This window comes from Catalinimonas alkaloidigena, assembly GCF_900100765.1.
Classification (GTDB): domain Bacteria; phylum Bacteroidota; class Bacteroidia; order Cytophagales; family Flexibacteraceae; genus Mooreia; species Mooreia alkaloidigena.
Genome location: NZ_FNFO01000003.1, coordinates 774210 through 794812 on the forward strand (window position 1 = coordinate 774210; position 20603 = coordinate 794812).

At 57.2% G+C, this 20603-nt stretch carries 19 protein-coding genes; 10 read left to right on the top strand and 9 right to left on the bottom strand.

Features of this window, described 5'->3' with window-relative positions:
* Positions 1-144: 144 nt before the first annotated feature.
* Positions 145-1776 carry an L-glutamate gamma-semialdehyde dehydrogenase gene (gene pruA, locus BLR44_RS10485; RefSeq protein ID WP_089681650.1) on the top strand — a complete coding sequence of 544 codons (1632 nt, stop codon included), beginning with the start codon at positions 145-147 and terminating at the stop codon, positions 1774-1776.
* Positions 1777-2282: 506 nt separating this feature from the next.
* On the opposite strand, the gene BLR44_RS10490 is transcribed toward pruA, so the two are convergent.
* Positions 2283-2843, bottom strand: coding sequence for a hypothetical protein (locus BLR44_RS10490; RefSeq protein WP_143017225.1), 561 nt, complete (start codon positions 2841-2843; stop codon positions 2283-2285).
* Positions 2844-2961: 118 nt separating this feature from the next.
* Here BLR44_RS10490 and BLR44_RS10495 point away from each other — a divergent pair, with 118 nt between their 5' ends.
* The 3 genes from BLR44_RS10495 (at position 2962) to BLR44_RS10505 (ending at position 5784) form a co-directional block, all read left to right on the top strand.
* Positions 2962-4473 carry an NAD(P)H-hydrate dehydratase gene (locus tag BLR44_RS10495; RefSeq protein WP_089681652.1) on the top strand — a complete coding sequence of 504 codons (1512 nt, stop codon included), beginning with the start codon at positions 2962-2964 and terminating at the stop codon, positions 4471-4473.
* Entirely contained in the window at positions 4470-4841 is a 372-nt protein-coding gene (crcB, locus tag BLR44_RS10500; RefSeq protein WP_089681653.1) for a fluoride efflux transporter CrcB, read from the top strand. The genes BLR44_RS10495 and crcB overlap by 4 nt, the downstream gene beginning before the upstream one ends.
* Before the next feature lie 109 nt (positions 4842-4950).
* Complete coding sequence (locus BLR44_RS10505; protein ID WP_143017226.1) at positions 4951-5784, top strand: hypothetical protein; 834 nt, start codon at positions 4951-4953, stop codon at positions 5782-5784.
* A gap of 5 nt (positions 5785-5789) precedes the next feature.
* On the opposite strand, the gene BLR44_RS10510 is transcribed toward BLR44_RS10505, so the two are convergent.
* Entirely contained in the window at positions 5790-6425 is a 636-nt protein-coding gene (locus tag BLR44_RS10510) for an LON peptidase substrate-binding domain-containing protein (protein ID WP_089681655.1), read from the bottom strand.
* Positions 6426-6433: 8 nt separating this feature from the next.
* Positions 6434-9043, bottom strand: a complete 2610-nt coding sequence (locus BLR44_RS10515; protein WP_089681656.1) for a WG repeat-containing protein — start codon at positions 9041-9043, stop codon at positions 6434-6436.
* 217 nt (positions 9044-9260) lie between these two features.
* On the opposite strand from BLR44_RS10515, the gene BLR44_RS10520 reads away from it, so the two are divergent.
* Together BLR44_RS10520 and BLR44_RS10525 are read left to right on the top strand one after the other, a co-directional pair.
* Positions 9261-9851, top strand: coding sequence for a HupE/UreJ family protein (locus BLR44_RS10520; RefSeq protein WP_089681657.1), 591 nt, complete (start codon positions 9261-9263; stop codon positions 9849-9851).
* A 36-nt stretch (positions 9852-9887) separates the two neighbouring features.
* Positions 9888-11006 carry an endonuclease/exonuclease/phosphatase family protein gene (locus BLR44_RS10525; protein WP_089681658.1) on the top strand — a complete coding sequence of 373 codons (1119 nt, stop codon included), beginning with the start codon at positions 9888-9890 and terminating at the stop codon, positions 11004-11006.
* Here the strand turns inward: BLR44_RS10525 and BLR44_RS10530 are convergent.
* Positions 10990-11904, bottom strand: coding sequence for a DMT family transporter (locus BLR44_RS10530; protein ID WP_089681659.1), 915 nt, complete (start codon positions 11902-11904; stop codon positions 10990-10992). The genes BLR44_RS10525 and BLR44_RS10530 overlap by 17 nt on opposite strands.
* Positions 11901-12893: a tRNA dihydrouridine synthase DusB gene (gene dusB / locus BLR44_RS10535; RefSeq protein WP_089681660.1), complete on the bottom strand. Its 993-nt coding sequence runs from the start codon at positions 12891-12893 to the stop codon at positions 11901-11903. Before dusB ends, BLR44_RS10530 begins: the two co-directional genes overlap by 4 nt.
* 28 nt (positions 12894-12921) lie before the next feature.
* On the opposite strand from dusB, the gene BLR44_RS10540 reads away from it, so the two are divergent.
* From BLR44_RS10540 to BLR44_RS10550, 3 genes are read left to right on the top strand one after another with little or no spacing between them, the layout of a single operon-like run.
* Positions 12922-13899, top strand: coding sequence for a CPBP family intramembrane glutamic endopeptidase (locus BLR44_RS10540; protein ID WP_089681661.1), 978 nt, complete (start codon positions 12922-12924; stop codon positions 13897-13899).
* Positions 13896-14102 (top strand): putative signal transducing protein, encoded by a 207-nt coding sequence (locus tag BLR44_RS10545; protein ID WP_089681662.1) that lies wholly within the window; start codon positions 13896-13898, stop codon positions 14100-14102. The genes BLR44_RS10540 and BLR44_RS10545 overlap by 4 nt, the downstream gene beginning before the upstream one ends.
* A complete protein-coding gene (locus BLR44_RS10550; protein ID WP_089681663.1) occupies positions 14083-14910 on the top strand; it encodes a phosphatidate cytidylyltransferase in 828 nt (275 codons plus the stop codon). The genes BLR44_RS10545 and BLR44_RS10550 overlap by 20 nt, the downstream gene beginning before the upstream one ends.
* 206 nt (positions 14911-15116) lie before the next feature.
* Here BLR44_RS10550 and BLR44_RS10555 read toward each other — a convergent pair whose 3' ends face one another.
* The 4 genes from BLR44_RS10555 to BLR44_RS10570 form a co-directional block, all read right to left on the bottom strand.
* On the bottom strand, positions 15117-15722 hold the full coding sequence (locus BLR44_RS10555) for a nitroreductase family protein (protein WP_089681664.1): 606 nt from the start codon (positions 15720-15722) through the stop codon (positions 15117-15119).
* 53 nt (positions 15723-15775) lie between these two features.
* Positions 15776-16117 (bottom strand): YybH family protein, encoded by a 342-nt coding sequence (locus tag BLR44_RS10560; protein ID WP_176955981.1) that lies wholly within the window; start codon positions 16115-16117, stop codon positions 15776-15778.
* Positions 16118-16366: 249 nt separating this feature from the next.
* Positions 16367-17482, bottom strand: coding sequence for a glucose 1-dehydrogenase (locus BLR44_RS10565; RefSeq protein WP_089681666.1), 1116 nt, complete (start codon positions 17480-17482; stop codon positions 16367-16369).
* Between the two features lie 7 nt (positions 17483-17489).
* Positions 17490-19322 (bottom strand): glycoside hydrolase family 15 protein, encoded by a 1833-nt coding sequence (locus BLR44_RS10570; RefSeq protein WP_089681667.1) that lies wholly within the window; start codon positions 19320-19322, stop codon positions 17490-17492.
* 144 nt (positions 19323-19466) lie between these two features.
* Here BLR44_RS10570 and BLR44_RS10575 point away from each other — a divergent pair, with 144 nt between their 5' ends.
* Positions 19467-20501, top strand: coding sequence for an ion transporter (locus BLR44_RS10575; protein ID WP_245706028.1), 1035 nt, complete (start codon positions 19467-19469; stop codon positions 20499-20501).
* The last annotated feature ends 102 nt before the right edge of the window (positions 20502-20603 follow it).

Sequence of the window (20603 nt, forward strand, 5' to 3'; positions counted from 1 at the left end):
AATTAGTATTACGCCACTGTTCTCCAAACCTTCGGGCCTAGATTTTTTACCAGAGGGGGGAGCGGACACCTCGGCAAGCCCGGAAGCCGGGTGTCCGGAGCGGGCAAATCTTGCTACCTTTGCCGCCCGTAAATTTTTTCGATCATGTTAAAAGGATTTTTCAACCCACCGCTTCCACAGAACGAACCCGTGCTCGACTATGCGCCGGGAAGTCCCGAACGTCAGGCGCTGAAAGAGGCGTTGCAGGAAGCCCGCGGGAAAGAACTGGACGTTCCGATGTACATCGGTGGAGAAGAGGTGCGGACCGACACCCGGCACAAGCTTTCGCCGCCGCACGATCACCAGCATGTGCTGGGTTACTTTCACGAAGGCGATGCGTCGCACGTAGAACAGGCCATCAACGCCGCGCTGGGTGCCAAAGCCGCGTGGGAGGACATGGCCTGGGAGCATCGGGCGGCTATTTTCCTGCGGGCCGCCGATCTGCTGGCGGGGCCGTACCGGGCCGAAGTCAACGCGGCGACCATGCTGGGACAGTCCAAAAATGCGTTCCAGGCCGAAATCGACTCGGCCTGCGAAATGATCGACTTCCTGCGGTTCAACGTGGCGTACATGACCCAGATCTACGCCGAGCAACCCGAGTCTGGCGCGGGCGTCTGGAACCGGATGGAATACCGCCCCCTCGAAGGATTTACGTTCGCCCTCACGCCGTTCAACTTTACGGCCATTGCAGGCAACCTGCCCACGTCGATGGCCATGATGGGCAACACGGTGGTCTGGAAACCGGCGTATACCCAAATCTATGCGGCACAGGTCCTGATGCGCGTGTTTCGCGAGGCGGGCCTGCCCGATGGCGTCATCAACCTGATTTATGTAGACGGCCCTGTGGCTGGTGATATCATTTTCAACCATCCCGACTTTGCCGGATTGCACTTTACGGGCAGCACAGGCGTTTTCCAGCAGCTCTGGAAAACCATCGGAGCGAACATCGGCAAGTACCGGACGTACCCGCGCATTGTGGGAGAAACGGGCGGAAAGGATTTTGTGCTGGCGCATAAATCGGCCGAACCCAAGGCTTTGGCTACCGCGCTGATTCGCGGTGCGTTCGAGTTTCAGGGGCAAAAGTGTTCGGCGGCGTCGCGCGCCTACATTCCGAACAATTTGTGGGGCGACGTAAAACGCTACCTGCTCGACGACCTGAAAACGATCAAAATGGGGGGCGTCGAAGACTTCAGCAATTTCGTAAATGCCGTTATCGACGAGCGTGCGTTTGATAAAATCGCCGGTTACATCGAGAAGGTGAACGAGTCGCCGGTGGCGCAAATCATCGCCGGCGGGAAGTGCGATAAATCGAAAGGGTATTTTATTGAGCCTACGGTGGTGGTTACGGAAGATCCGATGTTTACCACCATGTGCGAAGAGATTTTCGGTCCGGTCCTGACGATCTATGTATACGAAAGCGAGTGGTTCGAAGAGGCCCTTCAACTGGTCAACGATACGTCACCCTACGCCCTGACCGGTGCCATTTTTGCGCAAGACCGCTACGCCGTGGAGCTGGCTTCGCAGCGACTGAAAAACGCGGCCGGCAATTTCTACATCAACGACAAACCGACCGGCGCGGTGGTAGGCCAGCAACCGTTTGGCGGCAGCCGCGCGTCGGGTACCAACGACAAAGCCGGCTCGATGCTGAACCTGCTGCGGTGGGTATCGGCGCGTGCCATCAAAGAGACCTTCGTGCCGCCGACCGATTACCGCTACCCCTTCCTGGCGGAAGAATAACGTAAGGAAAATAACCCTTATGGCAAAAAAAAGGCGCAGCATAACAGCGGCGCTTTTTTTGTATCATAAACCATAAAGTGCAGAAATAATTAACGGGGACTGTTAATAAATCTACAGTGACAAATGTAGTCTGTTTACGTAAATTATCAATTTTTTGATATCAGCCCGTGACCCCACGGTCGCAATGTTTGGTGCACGTTAGGAGGAAAAATTTCATTTATTCTCCTGATTTATGTAGATAAGGGTTATTTCTTATGCACATAGTGCAAAAGCGCAAGGGCCTTCACGTAGGCTGATCCTGGGGTGATTTGGCGTGACGGGTTGTGGTAAAGGAGTGGTAATCAGGAAGTAGTGCGAGGAGAGTGGGTTGGAGCATCGTGAGGTGCTACCCGCGCTCAAATCGGGGGCAGTCGGACAATTTTCGGAATAAAGTAGACGGTACATAAATCCAAGTGCACCTTGGCTATGTAAGGTTTTAGCGAAAAATTAAAATAGTATTTAAGTTGTTACGAGCCTGCGCCAATTTCTATCTCAATGCCCTTGTCGATTCCCTCGTTGATGATGCCCATCCGCACCGCCTCCTGTTCGGGTAGCGACCATTCGACGTAATCGTTCTGTTTGGCGCGGGGAGCGCCGTATTTTTGGGTGAAGTACGCTTGTAATTCTGTCTGCATGTCGCGCAGCGAGCTTTCGTTACGGAGGTAGACCTGAATGTTGAAGCCCTTCACCTGGTCGTTTTCGTCCAGGATGTACATAATATCCGCGAGTTCGGTGCTGTCCAGGTCGAGCGAAACCAACAGACGGTCGGTTCGCTCCTCAGGGGCGTTGTCGGCTTCCATCTGCAACACCTCCTGCCGGCTGGCACCCAGGTTCAGGCCCCGGAAGGTAGTCGCAGTATCGGGTAAGAAAATAAGCTCAGTTTTGCTGACACTCGGCACCGTAGGGGCGGGTTCTTCTTCAAACACCACGGTATCGACCAGTTCGGGCTCGGCCGGCACGTTACTTTGATTTTTGCTTGCGCATCCGCCTATGGTCAAAATAAGCAGAAACAAAAGGGATCGGGACATACATCATCGGAAAGTGAGGCAAAGGTAACCATAACGCGTTGATCTGTCGAACGCCTGTTCGTTTGCATGCGGAAGGGTTGTCGCCTAACTTGAACGCCGATTTAACGAAGCCTCCTTCATGAAACTTTTTACTGCGGAGCAGATCCGGGCGCTTGATCGTTACACGATCGAACACGAACCCATCGCTTCCATCGATCTGATGGAACGAGCCGCGCAGGCGTTTACCGACTGGTTTGTGCAGCATTACCCCGCGTCGCGGCCGGTAGCGATCTTTTGTGGCATGGGCAACAACGGGGGCGACGGCCTGGCCATTGCGCGTTTGTTGCAAGCGCAGCGCTACACGGTGCAGTGCTTCGTGATGAAGTTGAAAGCGCAGGGCTCGGACGATTTCGAAACCAACCTCCAACGGCTACAGGAACTCACGACCGTCACCCTGCTGGAACGTGCAGAGCAGTTGCCTGTGGCGTTGCCGGACGACGCGCTGCTGATCGACGCGCTGTTCGGCTCGGGGCTGGACCGCCCGGTCGAAGGTTTTCCGGCGCAACTGATTCAGTTCCTGAACCGCACTAAACTGCCCACGGTGGCGGTCGACATCGCTTCGGGCTTGTTTGCCGATCGGCCCAACGGCTCTGGCGACGTGATTGTTAAACCCGAGGCAACGTTCTCGTTTCAATTCCCGAAGCTGGCGTTTCTGTTGCCCGGCAACGCGCAATACGTCGGCGAGTGGTACGTCGGCGACATCGGGCTGCACCCGGAAGTCATTCAACAGACTGAAACAAGCTGGTTTTATACCGATGCGGCCGCCGCACGGGCACTTCTGCAGCCGCGTACGCGCTTTTCGCACAAAGGCAACTTTGGCCGCGCACTCCTGATTGCCGGGAGCTACGGAAAAATCGGGGCGGCAGTCCTGAGTGCACACGCCTGCCTGCGGGCGGGGGCGGGTCTGACGTCGGCGCTCATTCCGCAATGCGGCTATAAAATCATGCAAACGGCCCTGCCCGAAGTGATGGTGATGACGGCCGGCAGCAACAAGAAAATCGTGTCGGATTTTCCGCCGCTCGGGGCGTACGATGCCATCGGCGTGGGGCCCGGCCTGGGCAAAGACTTCAAAACGGCCAAAGCGCTGGGCGGATTGATCGAGAAGATGATCAGCCCCATGGTAATCGACGCCGACGCCATTAACCTTACGGCCGAAAACCAGGCGTGGCTGGCTAAACTACCTCGCCAGAGCATTTTCACCCCCCATCCGAAAGAGTTTGAGCGGCTGGTTGGGCCGGTTGCGAACGATTACGAGCGCCTGGCGCGCGCCAAAGAGTTTGCGCAGCGCTACCAGTGCGTCATCGTGCTGAAAGGGGCCTACACGGCCGTCGTGCTGTGGAACGGGGAGGTGCATTTCAATACTACGGGCAATCCGGGCATGGCGAAAGGAGGGAGCGGTGATGCGCTGACGGGCATCCTGACGGCCCTCCTGGCACAAGAATACGACTCCGCTACAGCCGCCAAACTCGGGGTGTACCTGCACGGTGCCGCCGGAGATCTGGCGGCTCAGCACAACGGCATGATTGCCATGACCGCTACCGATCTGATCGAACAACTAGGCCACGCCTTCGAACAACTTAACCACGCATGAAACTACTGCTTTGGGTCGGCGTGGGCGGCTTTTTCGGAAGCATGGCCCGTTACGGCATCAGCCTGTATGCCCAACGTTGGTGGCCGGGCTTCTTTCCGTGGGGGACGCTGCTGGCCAACGTGCTGGGGTGTCTGCTGATCGGCGTCTTTCTGGTCCTCGCCGCCCGGCAACAGTGGGAACTGCCGACCAAGCTGCTGTTGGCAACGGGGTTCTGCGGTGGCTTTACCACCTTTTCCACGTTTTCGTACGAGTCGCTGCTGCTCCTGCGCGAAGGTCGACCCGGCGGCGCGCTGCTGTACATGGGCGTGAGCCTCGGGTTGGGGCTACTGGCCACGGCGGCGGGCATGTGGCTGGGGCGCCAGTGGTAAAAAAAGATTCGACTACAAAATTCTCCGGCATTGGATAACTTTTATGCCACAGTTCTTTTGACCTGTGTATCAATCTTTTAACTGATCTGTTCGTAATCGCTCTTTCTCCATGAAAACAGTAGGGTGGCTCCTCGCTATGTTCTGGTTTGTGGCCGCGCACGCCCAATCGTCGCGCCTTCCCAAATATCCGCCCGACCGATGGGATTGGCAGCTCCAGCAGTACTACAAAGGCGCCAACGTAAAAGAAGTGCACCTGTACCGCCATCGGTACGACGCCCGTGGGCGCTTGGACAAACAGAGCGAGTTGGTCTGGACCGAGGTTTACAACAAGCGGGGAAATTTGGTGGAGCGCACCGATTACGACGCGGGCGGCAAAGCCAAGATTAAGTTTGACTACAGCAAGCGTGGGGTGCCCATGCAGTGCATCATCACCGACGGGCGGGGCAAAGTGCAGGAACGGCATCTGTACCGGAACGGGCAGTTGTACCGCATCATGCACTACAAAGAAGACGAAAAGCGGGTGGCGATGCTCGACGAAGTGGTGTACAAAGGAGACCAGCGTGAGCTGTTGCGCCGCAATCAGCTCGGTGCACCGACCCACGTTACCAACAGCTATTTTGACCCCACCGGGAAGTTTTATTTCGAGAAGTTGTTTACGGTCGACGAAGAGTTGGTGTACGACCACCGATTCCTATTGACCGACGAAGGGCAGATCCGCCGTATGGAGTTACGCCGCCCGGACGAGAACGCCACGCCGCTGGCCGAATACCGGTACAACGAGGAAGGCCAGCGCATCGAAGCGCGCTATTACAACGATCAGGGCGTTTTGCAAACGCGCGAGGTGCTGAAGTACGACCACCGCAAACTACCCACCGAAAAAATTACGTACGATGCCGAAGGCAAGCCCCTCATGATGGATACCTACGGCTACAAGCGGTATTGAAGAAGCTAAAAATTCAGTGGATCGAGGTGCCGAAAATGGCCGTTCATGCGGATACGGGCTTTGGTCCGCTCAATTTCAGACACCACCGGCAGCGTGCGCTTCAGGTGCTCGGATAGGTACGTTTGCCGCTCGGTTTCGCTGCGGAACTTCAACAGTTCGTATTCCTGGTGCAGCGACAAACCGATCTTGTGCGCGATTTCGTACGAAAGAAGCCGGTCGGGCGTCGTCCGAAACTCGGGGCGGAGGTTCAGCAGCGAGTACAGTTGCTCGACGTTGAACAGGAGCGCCGCGCGTACGTTCGGGTCTTCGTCGGTATGGTCGGGCATAAAACGCACTTCCCCACCGGCGTAGAGCTTGTCGGCCATCGGATTGTCGAGCGATTGCAACAGAAACACCCGGACGCCCTCGGTGCGAATGTCCATCCGCCCGTCGTCATAGCGCTTTTCCACCGAAAGGATGCGCACTTCCGTGCCGTATTCGGACACCTGTTCGTCGAGATACGCCGGAATGCCGAACGTTTTTTCTTCCTGCAGACAGTCGCTGATCAGCTGCTTGTAGCGCGGTTCGAAAACGTGCAGGTTCAGGGCTTCCTGTGGATAGACAACCAGATTGAGCGGAAAGAAAGGGAGAAGGGTGGTCATAAGTCAGATTATTCACAAATCAGGGTATCGTACGTTTCTTCGTCGACGACTACCTGATGAAAAGGCACGCCTTCGGCATTCACGTAATCGACATGGTACTGGCCCTCTTCGGCTTGCAGCGCCGCAAAGTACAACGGCCGGTCCTGCCCCAGGTCGATGACTTCCTCGTAGCGGACAGGCAACACCTCACCGTATACACTGCTCAGCACACCGTACCGAAGGCCACGCTCCACACGCAGCACGCTTTCTTCCGGCGTTTCGCGCAAAAATCGGATGGCATCCATCGGCTCCGAAGCGGCTTCGTTCTTGCCCCATTCCCAGAAGACCCACCGGCCGTTTTGCCGTACCAAAGAAATGCCCTCGGTCCAGTGCCGGATTTCGTCCATCGTAAACGGAATCAACGGATGGTTCTGGCTGTCGATCAGGCCGTAGCTGCCCTTCTTTAACGCAATGTACGCGTTGGTTGATTCAGCAAGCGGGCGAAGGGTAGCTTCGTATTGCGGCGGAATCAGGTGCTGCAACGTGGGGTCAAACATCCCGAATTTTCCACGCTGAAGCAACATGACCCGGCCGTTGAAAAAGCCGGCTCCGTCGTAACGTGCCGGGACTATAGTATTGCCCTGCAGGTCGTAGATGCCCGTTTTTCGGTTGCGTTCCGCCATCAGCAGTTGGTTGCCCAGCAGGGCGATGCGGTCGTAGCGCGAGGCCATAATCTGCTCTCCCTGGCTGTTGAAAAGCGACTGACGGCCTGCGGCGTCGGTGGCCAGCAGCAGGTAAACCGGAGTTTCGTTGGCGCCCAGCGTAAACTTGTTGGTCAGCACCTCTACCTTCTGGTACCGGTTGAAGTTGACCATTTTGTCCTGCCCGAACGCAGCAAAAAGGTTATCGTTCAGCGAGAGAAGCAGAATGTTTTCTGCCAGAAACTGTACTGAGTCGTACGCGGGCTCTTTGTAAAACGCACCGGCTTGGTTCAGAACGCCCCAGCGTCCGGCCACCTTCACGCCATAGAATTGTGTATTGAAGATCACCCGTTCGAACCCCTGCGGATGCAGCGGCTGCCCATCGCGGTTCATCAGGAAGTACTGCTGGTCTTTCTGCACCAACCAACCGCCGGGCGTGTATTCTACGGCATCGGCCGTGACGGGGACAATGGGTTTGAGGCGGGCGTTCACCACCCCCCAACGGTCGCCGACGCGCACCAGAAACGATTCCTGCGGCTGCGGCACCACTTCGTGAAACTGGAACTGCGGCCGCGGTGCGCGGTTTTGTTGCAGGTCGTTGAGGAGTTGCGTCCACCGCAACACCGCATAGCGCCCGTTTTGGCGCACCAGCAGCTGATCGTCTTCCATCGAAATGTCCTCAAACGTGCCTTTCAGGACGTTGTGTCCCTGGAGCGTTAACAACCGTACTTGCCCGCCTGTTTCGGCGCGGACCAGAAAGCCTCCGACCAAACTGATGTCTTCGAACTGCAACGGGATGGTTTCGCCATCGGCCCCGGTCACCAAACCAACGCTGTCGCCGCGTTCGGCGCGGTAGATACCGGGACGCAGGGCTTCCAGCCGGTCGTAGCGGAAAGCCGTCAGCGGTTTGCCCGCCCGGTCGACCAGCCCGGCGCGCGCGTTCTGATGAAGTACGAAATACGGCGCATCGACTTCTGCACAGCGGTATTCGTCGGTCGGTGCGTCGTAACGAGCCGGAATGCGCCACTGGCCTGCTTCGTCGATAAATCCCCAGCGGGCGTTGGCCGGCATCGGCAACAGTTGCGTGGTGGCGGTGGTCAGCCGGATCAACATGCTGTCGGCCGACGGTAGGCTGTACTGATTGGCGAACTGCTCCAGCGTACCTTCCTCCCGGTGGAACAAAAAGAGCCATTCGAGCGCGTGGGGAGCCACGTGTGCGTGCGGGTAGTCAGCGTAGAAAAGCGCGTAGGCTTCGGGGGTATGGGGCGCGGTGCGCAGGGCGTAGATGTGCCGCTGGGCCTCGGTCAGGTAAGCGTTATGGGGATAGCGACGCACAAAATTCTCGTAAGCCTCCAGCGTGCCCGAGGCGGTCTGGTTTTCGTAAAGCAGAAGCTCGTAGATTTCGTTGGCCTCGCGGGCCTGCCGGGCGTCAGGGTACTGTTTCAGGAAACGTTGGTACGCCTGGTAGGTACCCTCGGCTTTGGCCGCTTCGAAGGCCAATGAGTCGCGCGTGGCGGTGGCGGCGGGGCGTTGCGGTGCCGAGGCATAACGATCCAGAAAGGCCTGGTAGGCCGGTACGGTGTGCACCGAACGCGCGTAGGCAAAGGCCAGACTGTCGACTTTGATTTTTTGCCGGTCGAGCGCGGTGCTGTCCAGCTTGAGTTTTTTCAACTGTTTGGCCCCTTCGTCCGGGGCAAGGGCATAGACTCGCTGCGCGGCGGTGATGTAGTGGTATGCCGAGTCGAACGGGTTGGCGGTGGTGTCGGCTTCTACGAAATAACGCGACGCGACGTACAGGCCCGCTACCTGAGCTGAATCTTTTGCGAGCACTTTGCGCCACTTTTTAGAGGCGGCTTCGTACTTTTCTTTTTCGAGTTGATGCAGGGCCGAGCGGGGGGCGTTACAGCCGGCGTACAGGCACGTCCACAAGGTCAGCACGAGCCGCCACCAGGCCGGTGAGCAAGAAGCTGCAGCAAGAGGAAATCGAGCGATGCGCAAGGGTGTGTTAGGATTATTTCAATAGCTTTGACCCTGAAAAATCGGGCTAAAATCCCGAAACGTAGGAAGACCCAACTTGCCTTCTTTGCAAGGGAAATGTCAGATAACGAGGCAATTACAGTTTCCCTGTGCAATGCCGGGCATAAACATACAATGAATGTCAGAATTTAGTGCTTACCTCGCGTTAGGCTTCCACCACATTCTTGACCCCCATGCATACGACCACATTTTGTTTGTGATTGCCCTATGCGCCGTTTATTTTTCGCGCGACTGGCGACAGGTGCTGGTGGTGGTGACGGCGTTCACGGTTGGGCATTCGGTTACGCTGGCGCTTTCGGCATTTGAGGTGTTTCGCTTTCCACCGCAGGTAATCGAAATCCTGATCCCCATCACCATTCTTTGTACCGCCATTGCCAATTTGTTTGTCCGTCACCAGCGCAGCCTCCTGACCGACACCAACTACCGGCCCCGCCTTCGGTACGCGCTGGCGCTTTTTTTTGGTTTTATTCACGGCATGGGTTTTTCGACGTATTTGCGGTCGTTGCTTCCGCCCGACCAACCCATCGTTTGGCGCCTGCTGGCCTTTAACCTAGGCATCGAACTGGGGCAACTGGTGGTGGTGTGTGCCGTTTTGTTCATTTCCTTCATTTTCGTGCAGTTTGTGAAAACCGAGCGGCACGACTGGAGTCTTTTTGTGTCGGGCATGGTGGCCGGCGTTGCTTTCATCCTACTTTATCAGCAGTTGTAAACGAAGGCAGCGAGCGTTGCCGTAGATTTTTATTGGATGAACCGATTGCGTGACGTAACCGGCTCCCGCTCTGCGCAACGGCGCCGGCGGCAGCTACGGAAGAGCGATCTGCTGATGGCAGGGTTGTACGGGGTCCTTTACCTGATGCCTTTTATCAAGCCCGGCGGCAGTCTGTGGTGGATCGGCGTTAGCGGGTTGGGCATTTTGCCGGCTTTGCTGCTGCACCTGCTGCTGTTGCTGGTCGGGTTGCTCCGCCGCCCCTGGACCACGCAGCTACCCCTGTTATTTGCTTTGCTGATGGGGCTGCCCTACCTGTGGGCGACGTTCGGAAAAGGGGGGAGCGCTCCGCTGCCGACGGACGAGGTGAAGGTGTTGACGTACAACGTGAAACAGTTTGAGCGCGACGCCTACCATCCCCGCGAAAAGGACGCTGAACCTCGGTCACCACAGGTGATCGATCAGGAAGTGGCCTGGATTGCCGCGCAGGGGGCAGACATCGTAGTGATTCAGGAATTCTACGATTTCGAAGGATCGCCCCTGTTCAACATGCGTGAGCGTTTCCGGGAGAACGGCTACCGCTACCAGGCGTTCGATCCCTACATCGTGAGCCGGTCGGGCAAAATCAACCATTACGTTGGCACGATGGTGATGAGCCGCCATCCGATCATCGCGTCCGGCCTGATGCCCAACAGCATCTCGGCCCATCTGAACCAGAATCTCTGGACCGACATTGCGTTGCCTAGCGATACCGTTCGCTTTTATGGCGTCCACATGCAATCGTACGGCTTGCGCCCGGAAAACCGGGATACGTGGTTCGAACAGATCCGGGATGGGTTAAGCCGGCGCAGCGACCAGACGGTGGCTTTGCGGGAGCACATGCTGCAGTCGCCCTATCCGGTGATGGTGTGCGGTGACATGAACGACACCCCCTACAGCTACACCTACTGGCAAATGCGCATGCACCTGGCCAACGCGTTCGAAAAAGGGGGACAAGGCATCGGGCTTACGTTTCCGAGCGTGTGGCCCCTGTGGCGTATCGATCATATGTTTGCTGCCGAGGCTTTTCAGTGTACAGACTATCAGGTTTTTGACCAGGTTCACTTTTCAGACCACCTGCCCGCCCTGGGAACGTTCCGGTTCAGCGCCCGCGATTGATCAACAGCACGCCACCCACCACCGTAACCATCCCCACCAGATGTGCCGGCTGTAGCGATTCACCATCAAGCAGTCCCCAGGCCAGCGCGACAATCGGAATCACATACGTAGTCGAACTCGCGAAGATGGGTGTAGAGAGCTGGATGAGTTGGTAGTAAAAAATCAGTGCAATGGCGGTGTTCACCACGCCCAGCAACAGCACACCCGACAGCGCCAGACCCGCCCCCGGTGCCTGCACCGTGCGCGTCACAAAGTCGGTCGAGAACAGCACTACCGCCGCCGGAAGGCCCACCGCCAACAGGGAAAGTGCGGAGATGTGCACAGGACGGACGCCGTGCAAAAAACGCTTGACCATGCTGATGTTCACCGCGTAGCAAAGCGCCGCCAGCACCACGAAACCCGCGTAGAGGTTGACACGTCCCGCAAATCCGAATGTAAACCCACCGGTCAGCAGCAGGACGCTGCCCAGCAGCCCCAGAACTACACCGATCAGTTGGGGTGTCCGCACCTGTAAACCCAACCAAACCGCTCCAATCAGAAACGTGAACAGGGGTGTCAAGGCGTTCAATGCGCCCGACAAGGCACTGGGAATGTGTTGTCCGGCGATCGAGAAGAAGATGGCGGGGATCAGGCTGCCCGTAAAGCCTGCAAACACCAGGAAAACCCACTGTGCTCGGCTCAGTTGTTGCAACACACCGCGTCGGATCAGCGGTACTCCGAAAGGAACCATGAACACCGCCGCGGCCAGGATGCGCAGCGTACCTACTTGCAGCGGGGTGTACACCTGAACACCTTTTTTGATCAGAATAAACGAACTGCCCCACAGCAGCGAAAGGAAGAGCAACAGTGTCCAGGCCTGAACGGCCGGGCGCGTCCGGAGGGCGGCGGCCCAACTCATCCGAGGGGCACGTACGTCAATTGCTCGCCGATTTCGGCCAGGGTATCGTACACCTCCTGTGCATCGTCGGACGTAACCAGGCGGGTGCGGTACGGTTTGAAGTTGGGCGTCCCGCGGAAATAGTTGGTGTAATGGCGGCGCATTTCCGTCAGGCCTGCCACCGGGCCTTTCCACTGCAACGAAAAGTCGAGGTGTTGGCGACAGACCGCCACGCGTTCGGCCATGTCGGGGGTGGGGAGGTGTTCGCCCGTTGCCATAAAGTGCTTGATCTCCCGGAAAATCCACGGGTACCCAATGGCGGCCCGGCCGATCATGATGCCGTCCACACCGTAACGCTGGCGGTATTCCACCGCTTTTTCGGGCGAATCGATGTCGCCGTTGCCGAAGATGGGGATGTGGATGGCCGGGTGGTTTTTCACCTCGGCAATGTGCGACCAGTCGGCCTCACCTTTGTACATTTGCTGGCGTGTGCGTCCGTGGATCGTCAGGGCGGCAATGCCCACATCTTGCAGGCGCTGGGCAACTTCTACGATGCGAATCGTGTTAGCATCCCAGCCCAGGCGGGTTTTGACCGTGACCGGAACCGAACAGCGCTTTACAATCTCGGCCGTCATCTGTTGCATCTTGGGCAAGTCGAGCAAAATGCCCGCACCGGCGCCTTTGCACGCGACCTTTTTGACCGGACAGCCGTAGTTGATGTCGACCAGTTCCGGCCCGGCTGCCTCGGCAATGGCCGCTGCCTCGCGCATGGAGTCAATTTTATCACCGAAAATCTGGATGCCGATGGGCCGTTCGTCGTCGTAAATGTCAAGTTTCTGGACACTCTTGTGCGCATCACGAATCAGCCCCTCCGACGAAATGAACTCCGTGTACATCAGGTCGGCCCCGTTTTGTTTGCAAACGGCCCGGAATGGCGGATCGCTTACGTCTTCCATCGGCGCCAGCAGCAACGGAAATTCGCCCAGTTCTAAGTCACGGATTTTTACCACGATACAGTTGCGTTAAGTCAAACAACCAATGTCTGAATACAAAATTACACAAAGCGGAGCGTTCTCCGACGGTCGTTATGCTTCGGACCAGCCGGGCGTTCAGCCCCCTTACTGGAACCGCCGACCCGCTCCGTTTTACATGTTAATCATCTACGTGGGCATCGGGTTCATTCTGGCGGCCATTTTGCAATTGTTGGTCCTGGCGCCGTTTGTCGACTTCAACCTCACCCGCATGGGCGACGTGATGACGGTCCCCGACGAATTTCCGAACGCCCGCATTGCCATTTTGCTGGCGCAGGGCGTGTCGGCACTCTGCATCTTTGTGCTGGCCCCGCTGGCCTATTTACGATGGCAGGAGCGGCAACCCCTGCGGGCGCTGAGCCCGGGACCGCTGTTGCCGGTAGGCGTGTTGCTGGCCTTTGCCGTGACGCTGATTGCCCTGCCCGCCAATGCCTTTTTTATCGAGTGGAACCAGAACGTAGAGTTGCCGTCGTGGCTGACTCCGGTGCAGACGTGGGCCCGGGAAAAAGAAGATAGCCTGGCCGAACTGACCGAATACATTACCAACTTCGAAGGGGCCGGTCAGTTTCTGCTGGCGCTGCTCGTGATTGCCGTCATTCCGGCTTTTGGCGAAGAACTGCTGTTCCGGGGCCTGTTGCAAAATCGTCTGACGCGCGCGCTGCGCAATCCGCACGTGGCGATCTGGCTCACGGCCTTCGTATTTTCGTTTTTCCACTTTCAGTTTTTCGGGCTGATTCCGCGCATGCTGCTGGGGGCGTTGTTGGGCTACCTGTACTATTGGTCGGGTAACCTGTGGATGTCGGTTGCCGCGCATTTCTGCAACAACGGGTTTACGCTCCTGATGCTCTACCTCTACCAGCAAGACGCCATCGGCGTCAACCTGGAATCGCCGGAAGGCACGCCCCTGCACTATTCGCTGCTGGCCGGGGTAGGCGTGGCGGCTATGCTGTTCCTGTTCCGCAGACAGTTCCGTCCCGCGGCATGAAGAACTGGCAACGTGTCTACAGTACCCAGCAAGCCTACCGGGCCGAGATCGTCAGGGCGGTGTTGACGGACGCCGGTCTGAACCCCGTGGTGGTGAATAAGCAGGATTCCGCGTATCTTTTCGGCTTTCAGGAGGTGTACGTTGCTCCCGAGCACGTCCTTCTGGCGATCAAAATCATTGAGGATGAGATTACGTTTAAGTAGCCTGAGCAACCTACAGCAACGTGTCATTGCGGCGTTTGTGGGCGCGCTGGCTATCGTGAATGCCATTTACTGGGACGAATGGAGCTATTTTGGGTTGTTCTTTGTCCTGCTGGCGGCGGCGCAACTGGAGTTCTACAAACTGCTGGGCCTTGACGGCAACATTCCACTCAAGTCGTACGGTACGTTTTGCGGCCTTCTGATCTATACGCTTACGTTTCTGGTAGAACAGGGTACCTTGTCTGCGGTCTGGTACCTGCTGATTCCGCCCGTGCTTTCGTTTATTTTTCTGATCAAGCTTTACAAGATCGAAGCGAAACCATTCACCAACATCGCGTTTACCTACCTGGGGGTGGCCTACGTGGCGCTGCCGTTTGCGCTGTTGAACTACGCCGTGTTCGAGAACGGAACCTACCAGTATCAGATCGTGCTGGGCAGTTTGTTTCTGCTCTGGGCCAGCGATACAGGGGCGTATTTTGCGGGCGTCAACTTCGGGCGGCGGCAGCTTTTTGCGCGCGTATCGCCCAAAAAATCGTGGGAGGGAAGCATCGGCGGACTGATTGCGGCGCTGCTCACGGCTACAGCACTGGCGACGTGGTTTACGCAATTGCCGGGCTGGCAATGGTACTGCATTGCCCTCATCATCGTAGTGACGGGCACGTACGGCGACTTGGTCGAATCGCTGTTTAAACGAAGTATTGCCATCAAAGATTCGGGTACGGCCATTCCCGGACACGGTGGTTTCCTTGACCGTTTCGATGGCCTTCTGCTGGCCTCTCCCTTCATCGCCGCCTTCCTGAATCTTTTATAATTCGGTGGAGGTGATGGAATAAGCGGTTATCAGGATACCCTAGCATGGGTTGATCCAGAGGAGCACTGAACTGATAACCCACAACACCCTTGATTACACGTCCTTAGTTCTCCAGTCTGTAATTCACCATTCTGCTATGTCACCCCACAAAAAAGCCCGGCGGCGGCGGGGCACACCAGGCTTTTTCGGCAAAATAAATCTTTGAATTAACGGGCCAACTGGCCTGCAAACGCGATCTGTTCCAGGGGTTTGCGGTGGCGTTCGGCCAGCTCACGACTGCGGAACGGCTCTTCCAGCGTTTCCGGATTGTCCAGGTAACCCAGCGCAATGAAACAGACCGGTTCCAGGTGCTCAGGCAAATCAAAAGCCTGCACGGTTTTCTGCCGGTCGAAGCCACCCATCTGGTGACCATAAATGTCCATCGAGGCCGCCTGGAGCAACAGATTTGTGTTGGCGGCCCCTACGTCGTGCCACGCGTGCGTATTGGGTCGTCCGCTGTTCTGATAGTTCTTTTCGGCCAGGCTCAGGACCAGCACCGCTGCCCGGTCGGCCCACGCCTGGTTGCCCGGCATTAGGCAGTCGAAAAATTTCTGAAAATTTTCCGCGTCGCTACGGTGCGCATACAGGTAGACCCACGGTTGCTCGTTCATGCTGCTCGGTGCCCACGACGCCGCTTCGAACAGCGTACGCAAGGTGTCTTCGTCCAGGGCTTTATCGGCAAAGGCCCGCGCGCTCCAACGGCTCCGCAGCAGCTCGTGTACGGGATATTTCGTTTTGGCGCTTTTGATATCTAACGTTTCCGGATGATTCATAAGAGTAGAAAGTGATCTGCCTCTTTAACTACATGTAGGTACATATAGTTTCGTCAACCGGTATGATCTACGACAATTACCCATGCTCCGTCAATTTTACGCCAGAGTAACGTGAAGTACCCATCCGCATCGCCCTTTTCGGGGCGCGTCAAAAAGAACCGACCGACCAGAAAAGCCGAGTCATCGCTCAGTAGCTCCGTAGAAACAATTTCGAAGCGCAACGTACCGCGCGAAGCGGCATCGGGATACCGCTGCCGGTACCGGTCCAGCGTGGCCTGCCATCCGTACGTAATGCCCTGCGTGCTGACGAACCGCAGCGAATCGGAACGCCAGTACCCCGCCATAAAGCCTTCAAGATTACCCGCGTTCCAGTCTCCGGCCTGTTGGTCCAGCACCGCTCGAATGGCCGTCAGTTCGTTGATGGGCGCGTGATGTGTGCAGGCGGTGAGTAGCAGGAAAAAAGGGACTCAGAAGAATAGAACGCATGGGAACAGATCGGGAGATAGGTGATGCAGATGCGTTAAACTACAAAGAACGATCAGGAAAGCGGATGGGAGGTGGGGGCACGTCATTACCCTAACCGCAGCACCGCCATGCCCCTTAATACATCCACCAACTCGCCAATTCACAGACCCTCCAGTCCGCTACTGCGTCGCTTCGTCACTCCACTGAATCACGGTTTTGATGTCGTCTTCGTCCCGTTGGTTCAGCGCCTCAGAAAATTGGGTGTAGCTCAGCCGCGTGGTGATCAGTTCGTCGACCACGTCGCCCCACTTGTTCCGGGCTTTTTCCAGGTCTTCGATGCCCAGCGCAAAATGCCGCTGGCTGGCGTTGACACTTCCCAGAATCACCTGGTTTTTCAGCACCAGCTGGCGCATCAGATCGGGGCCCGTGATGCACACCGGACGGTTGCCGTGCGGAATGCCCGTCATCACGTAAACGCCGTTGATTCCCAGCGCGTCGATCAGGTTGAAGCCCAGTTCGGCCACCCCCGTCGCTTCGAAAATCAGGTCGACTTCGCCGTATTGGTCGTCGATGTTGATGGTTTGGATCTTCCGTCCGTCGATGTATTCGCCGCCGATGCGCTTCAGCAACTGCGGGCGTTTTGTGTCTTCGTCGACAATGTCGAGCCCGAGCACACGCGCCCCGCGGAGCCGCAGCACAATGGCTGCCAACATCCCGATGGCGCCTACGCCGGCAACCAACGTAGTTTTGCCCTGCAACCAATCGGCGTCGTCTACTTCGGGCAGGCGCGCGGCCTGGAGCTTAACCGCTTCGTCGATGGCCTTTTCGGCAACTGACATCGGCTCGGCCAGCACCCCGACCGACTTGATCGTTTCCGGCACCTTTACCAGGTATTGCTCGTCGTCAACAACGTATTCGGTTTCGAAGCCGTGGGCTTCTTTGATGCCGCGCTCGGTATAGTCACCGGTGTAGCACATGTCGCTGCGGTTGTTTTTACAGGACACGCACTCCCCGCAGCCCCGCCGGACCGTGAACACGGCGTAGTCGCCGGGATGCACCAGCACCACGTCGCTGCCCACTTCTACCACCCGCCCGAACATCTCGTGTCCGATGACCAGTTTGTGACTACCGTGCGGGGCGTCGGCCCGCCCACCGATGGCCTCTTCGCGGTCGGTCCCGCAGATGCCTACTTCCAGTACTTTGACTTTGACCTGTTTGGGATGGGTGATTTGCGGTTCGTTGCTGTCGATCAGTTCGGCATTGCCCTCGCCGGGCGTAATCGCAATTGCTTTCATAAAAAAATTAAAAAGAGATGGGTGTTTCTTGATTGCGTTGGTCGTTCAGTTGGTGATCAAGGTTGATGGCGGCAGAAATCAGGCCGAGGTGGGTGAAGGCCTGTGGAAAATTGCCGAGGTGTTCGCCCCGGAAGCCCAGCATCTCGGAATAGAGGCCCAGATGGTTGGCGTAGCCCAGCATTTTCTCGAAATAGAGCCGGGCCTTTTGCAACTCGCCGGCGCGCGAAAGACACTCGACGTACCAGAACGTACACATCGAAAAAGTACCTTCGCCGCCACTCATGCCGTCGTCGGCCGCTTTCTCAGGATGGTACCGGTACACGAGCGAATCGGACACCAGTTCCTGTTCGATGGCTTTCATGGTCGATGTCCAACGCGGGTCTTTGGCGCTGATGAAGCGGATCAGCGGCATCAGCAGCGTGGCCGCATCGACGGTGGTGGAGCCGAGGTACTGTACGAAGCATTGCTTCTCGTCGTTCCAGAATTCGTCCCAAATCGTGTTGTAAATCTCGTCGCGGACTTTCACCCAGTGGTCGGGGATGGGAAACGGGCGCATGTTGGCCAGTTTAATGGCGCGATCCATCGCCACCCAGCACATCAGGCGGGAGTAGAGAAAATGGCGTTTGCCGCCCCGCACTTCCCAGATGCCCTCGTCCGGCTTGTTCCAGTTTTGGGTGAGCCACTCGATGTGCCGTTTAAGCGCCTGCCAGAAATCGTACGAAATGGGCTCTGCGTATTTGTTATAGAGGTAGACGGCATCCATCAGTTCGCCGTAAATGTCGAGCTGGATCTGCTCGTAGGCGTCGTTGCCGATCCGAACGGGCTTGGAACCGCAGTACCCTTCCAGGTGGTCGAGCGTCTGTTCGGTCAGTTCGTGGTCGCCGTTGAGTTTGTACATCAGCCCGAGGTACCCGTTTTCGGCCATGTCCTGGCATTTTTTTTCGACCCAGCACATAAACGCCGAGGCTTCGCGCGTGTACCCGAGGCTCAACATGGAGTAGACCGTAAACGAAGCGTCGCGAATCCAGGTGTAACGGTAGTCCCAATTGCGCTCGCCACCCATCCACTCGGGCAGAGAAAACGTGGGCGCCGCCACCAAAGAGCCGTGTTTGTACGAGGTCATCAACTTGAGCGTCAGGGCCGAGCGGTTCACCATTTCGCGCCAGCGCCCGTTGTATTTCGACTCGTCAACCCACTTTTTCCAGTAGTTGACCGTCTCGTATAGGTGGCGCGTCACGAACGAGTCGATGTCGCGGTTGAAATTCACTTTCTCGTTCAGGAGCTCCAGCACAAAATCTGCCGACTGGCCACCCTCCAGGGTAAATTCGGCAGTGGCGTCGTCCTGCCGAATCTGGATCGGTACGTTGCTGGTCAGGCGCAATGTGAAGCCGCCGTTTTCTTTGCTGCGGAACAAAATGGCCCCACCTTCTTCCACAATCCGATGCTCGTCGCGCGCGTAGTTGAACCGGGGGGCGCAGGTCATGGTAAACGTTAGCGTGCCGCGCACGGCCGTCACCCGGCGGATCAGCACGTTGCCGCCTTCGTAGCACTCTTCCACGGGCATAAAATCGGTGATTTCGCCGACGCCTTCCGACGACAAAAATCGGGTGATCAGCACGTTGGTGTCGGGCAGGTACATCTGCTTGTTGCGGACGTCGTCGAGGTGGCTGGGCTGCACACAAAAAAAGCCGCCTTTGTCGGCGTCGAGCAAGGCGGTAAAGATGGACGGCGAATCGAAATCGGGAAAACAGAGAAAATCGATCGAACCGTGGATGCCCACAAGGGCTACGGTGTTCAGGTCGCCGATAATGCCGTAATTTTCAATGGGATGGTAACGCAAGGAAGTTCTGGGTTTAGGGATACGATCAGCTTAGATGCAGGTAGTTGTTAATCTCATACGGCAGATTTGCCGTTTTTGATTTTATCTTCTTCTTTGTGTCCCTGGCCTGCAATGCCACACCACACTTCACCTTACGCTTCTGCTGTGCTCGAAAAAGAACGCATCCGCCAACCCTGGCGCCTCCGTCTCCACGAAATCATCTTCGAATCCGACACGCCCGCCGGCAAGGCATTCGACGTGGTGCTACTGATTCTGATTCTGTTCAGTATCCTGATCGTGATGCTGGAAAGCGTCGATTCGGTGGCGCGGCGGCATGGCGAAATGCTGCGGCTGGTCGAGTGGATCGTCACGCTGCTTTTTACCATCGAATACGGCCTGCGCATCCTGTCGGCCGGGCGCGCGTCACGCTACCTGTTCAGCTTTTTCGGCATCATCGACCTGCTGTCCATCTTACCAACGTACCTGAGTCTGGTCATTGTCGGGTCGCAATACCTGCTGGTAATCCGAGGGCTGCGGCTGTTGCGCGTGTTCCGGGTGCTGAAACTGAGCCGGTACATGGGCGAGGCGCAGATCCTGACGCTGGCCCTCCGGCAGAGCGTGGCCAAAATCACCGTCTTTATCGGCACTGTCGTGATTCTGGTGATCATCATGGGGGCGGCCATGTACCTGATCGAAGGACCGGAAAATGGCTTCCGCAACATTCCCATTTCGATTTATTGGGCGGTGGTGACGCTAACCACCGTGGGCTACGGCGACATTGCACCGCAAACGACCGCCGGCCAATTGCTGGCGACGCTGCTGATGATCATGGGCTACGGCATCATCGCTGTCCCGACGGGCATCGTATCGGTAGAACTTAACAAGGCGGAGCGCAAGCCGACCGACCGTGACGCCGCCTCCGGACAACAGGCGGACGCCGCCGGGACGTCGCCCGGACCGATGGACCTGGAAAGGGCGGTGCATAGCGCCTGTCGCGTGGAGCGCGTGTGGTTCGATGCCGAGCGCATCCATTTTGTGTTGCACGACGGGCGCGATGTGGGCATCCCTTTTGCATGGTACCCTACGTTGCAGCACGCCGAACCTCAGCAGCGGGAGCGTTGGAAGTTGCTGGCCAAGGGTGCGCTGGTCCACTGGCCTGGGCTCGACGTCGATATCCTGATTACCGAGGTGTTGAAGTGAGGTGTAAAATGCTGAAGGGCTGCATTGAGAGGGGATTTATTACCTCCAATTGGCACGCTAAGTGGGCGATTGGTTATCGCCGAGGTGCTGGAAGCGGTAATT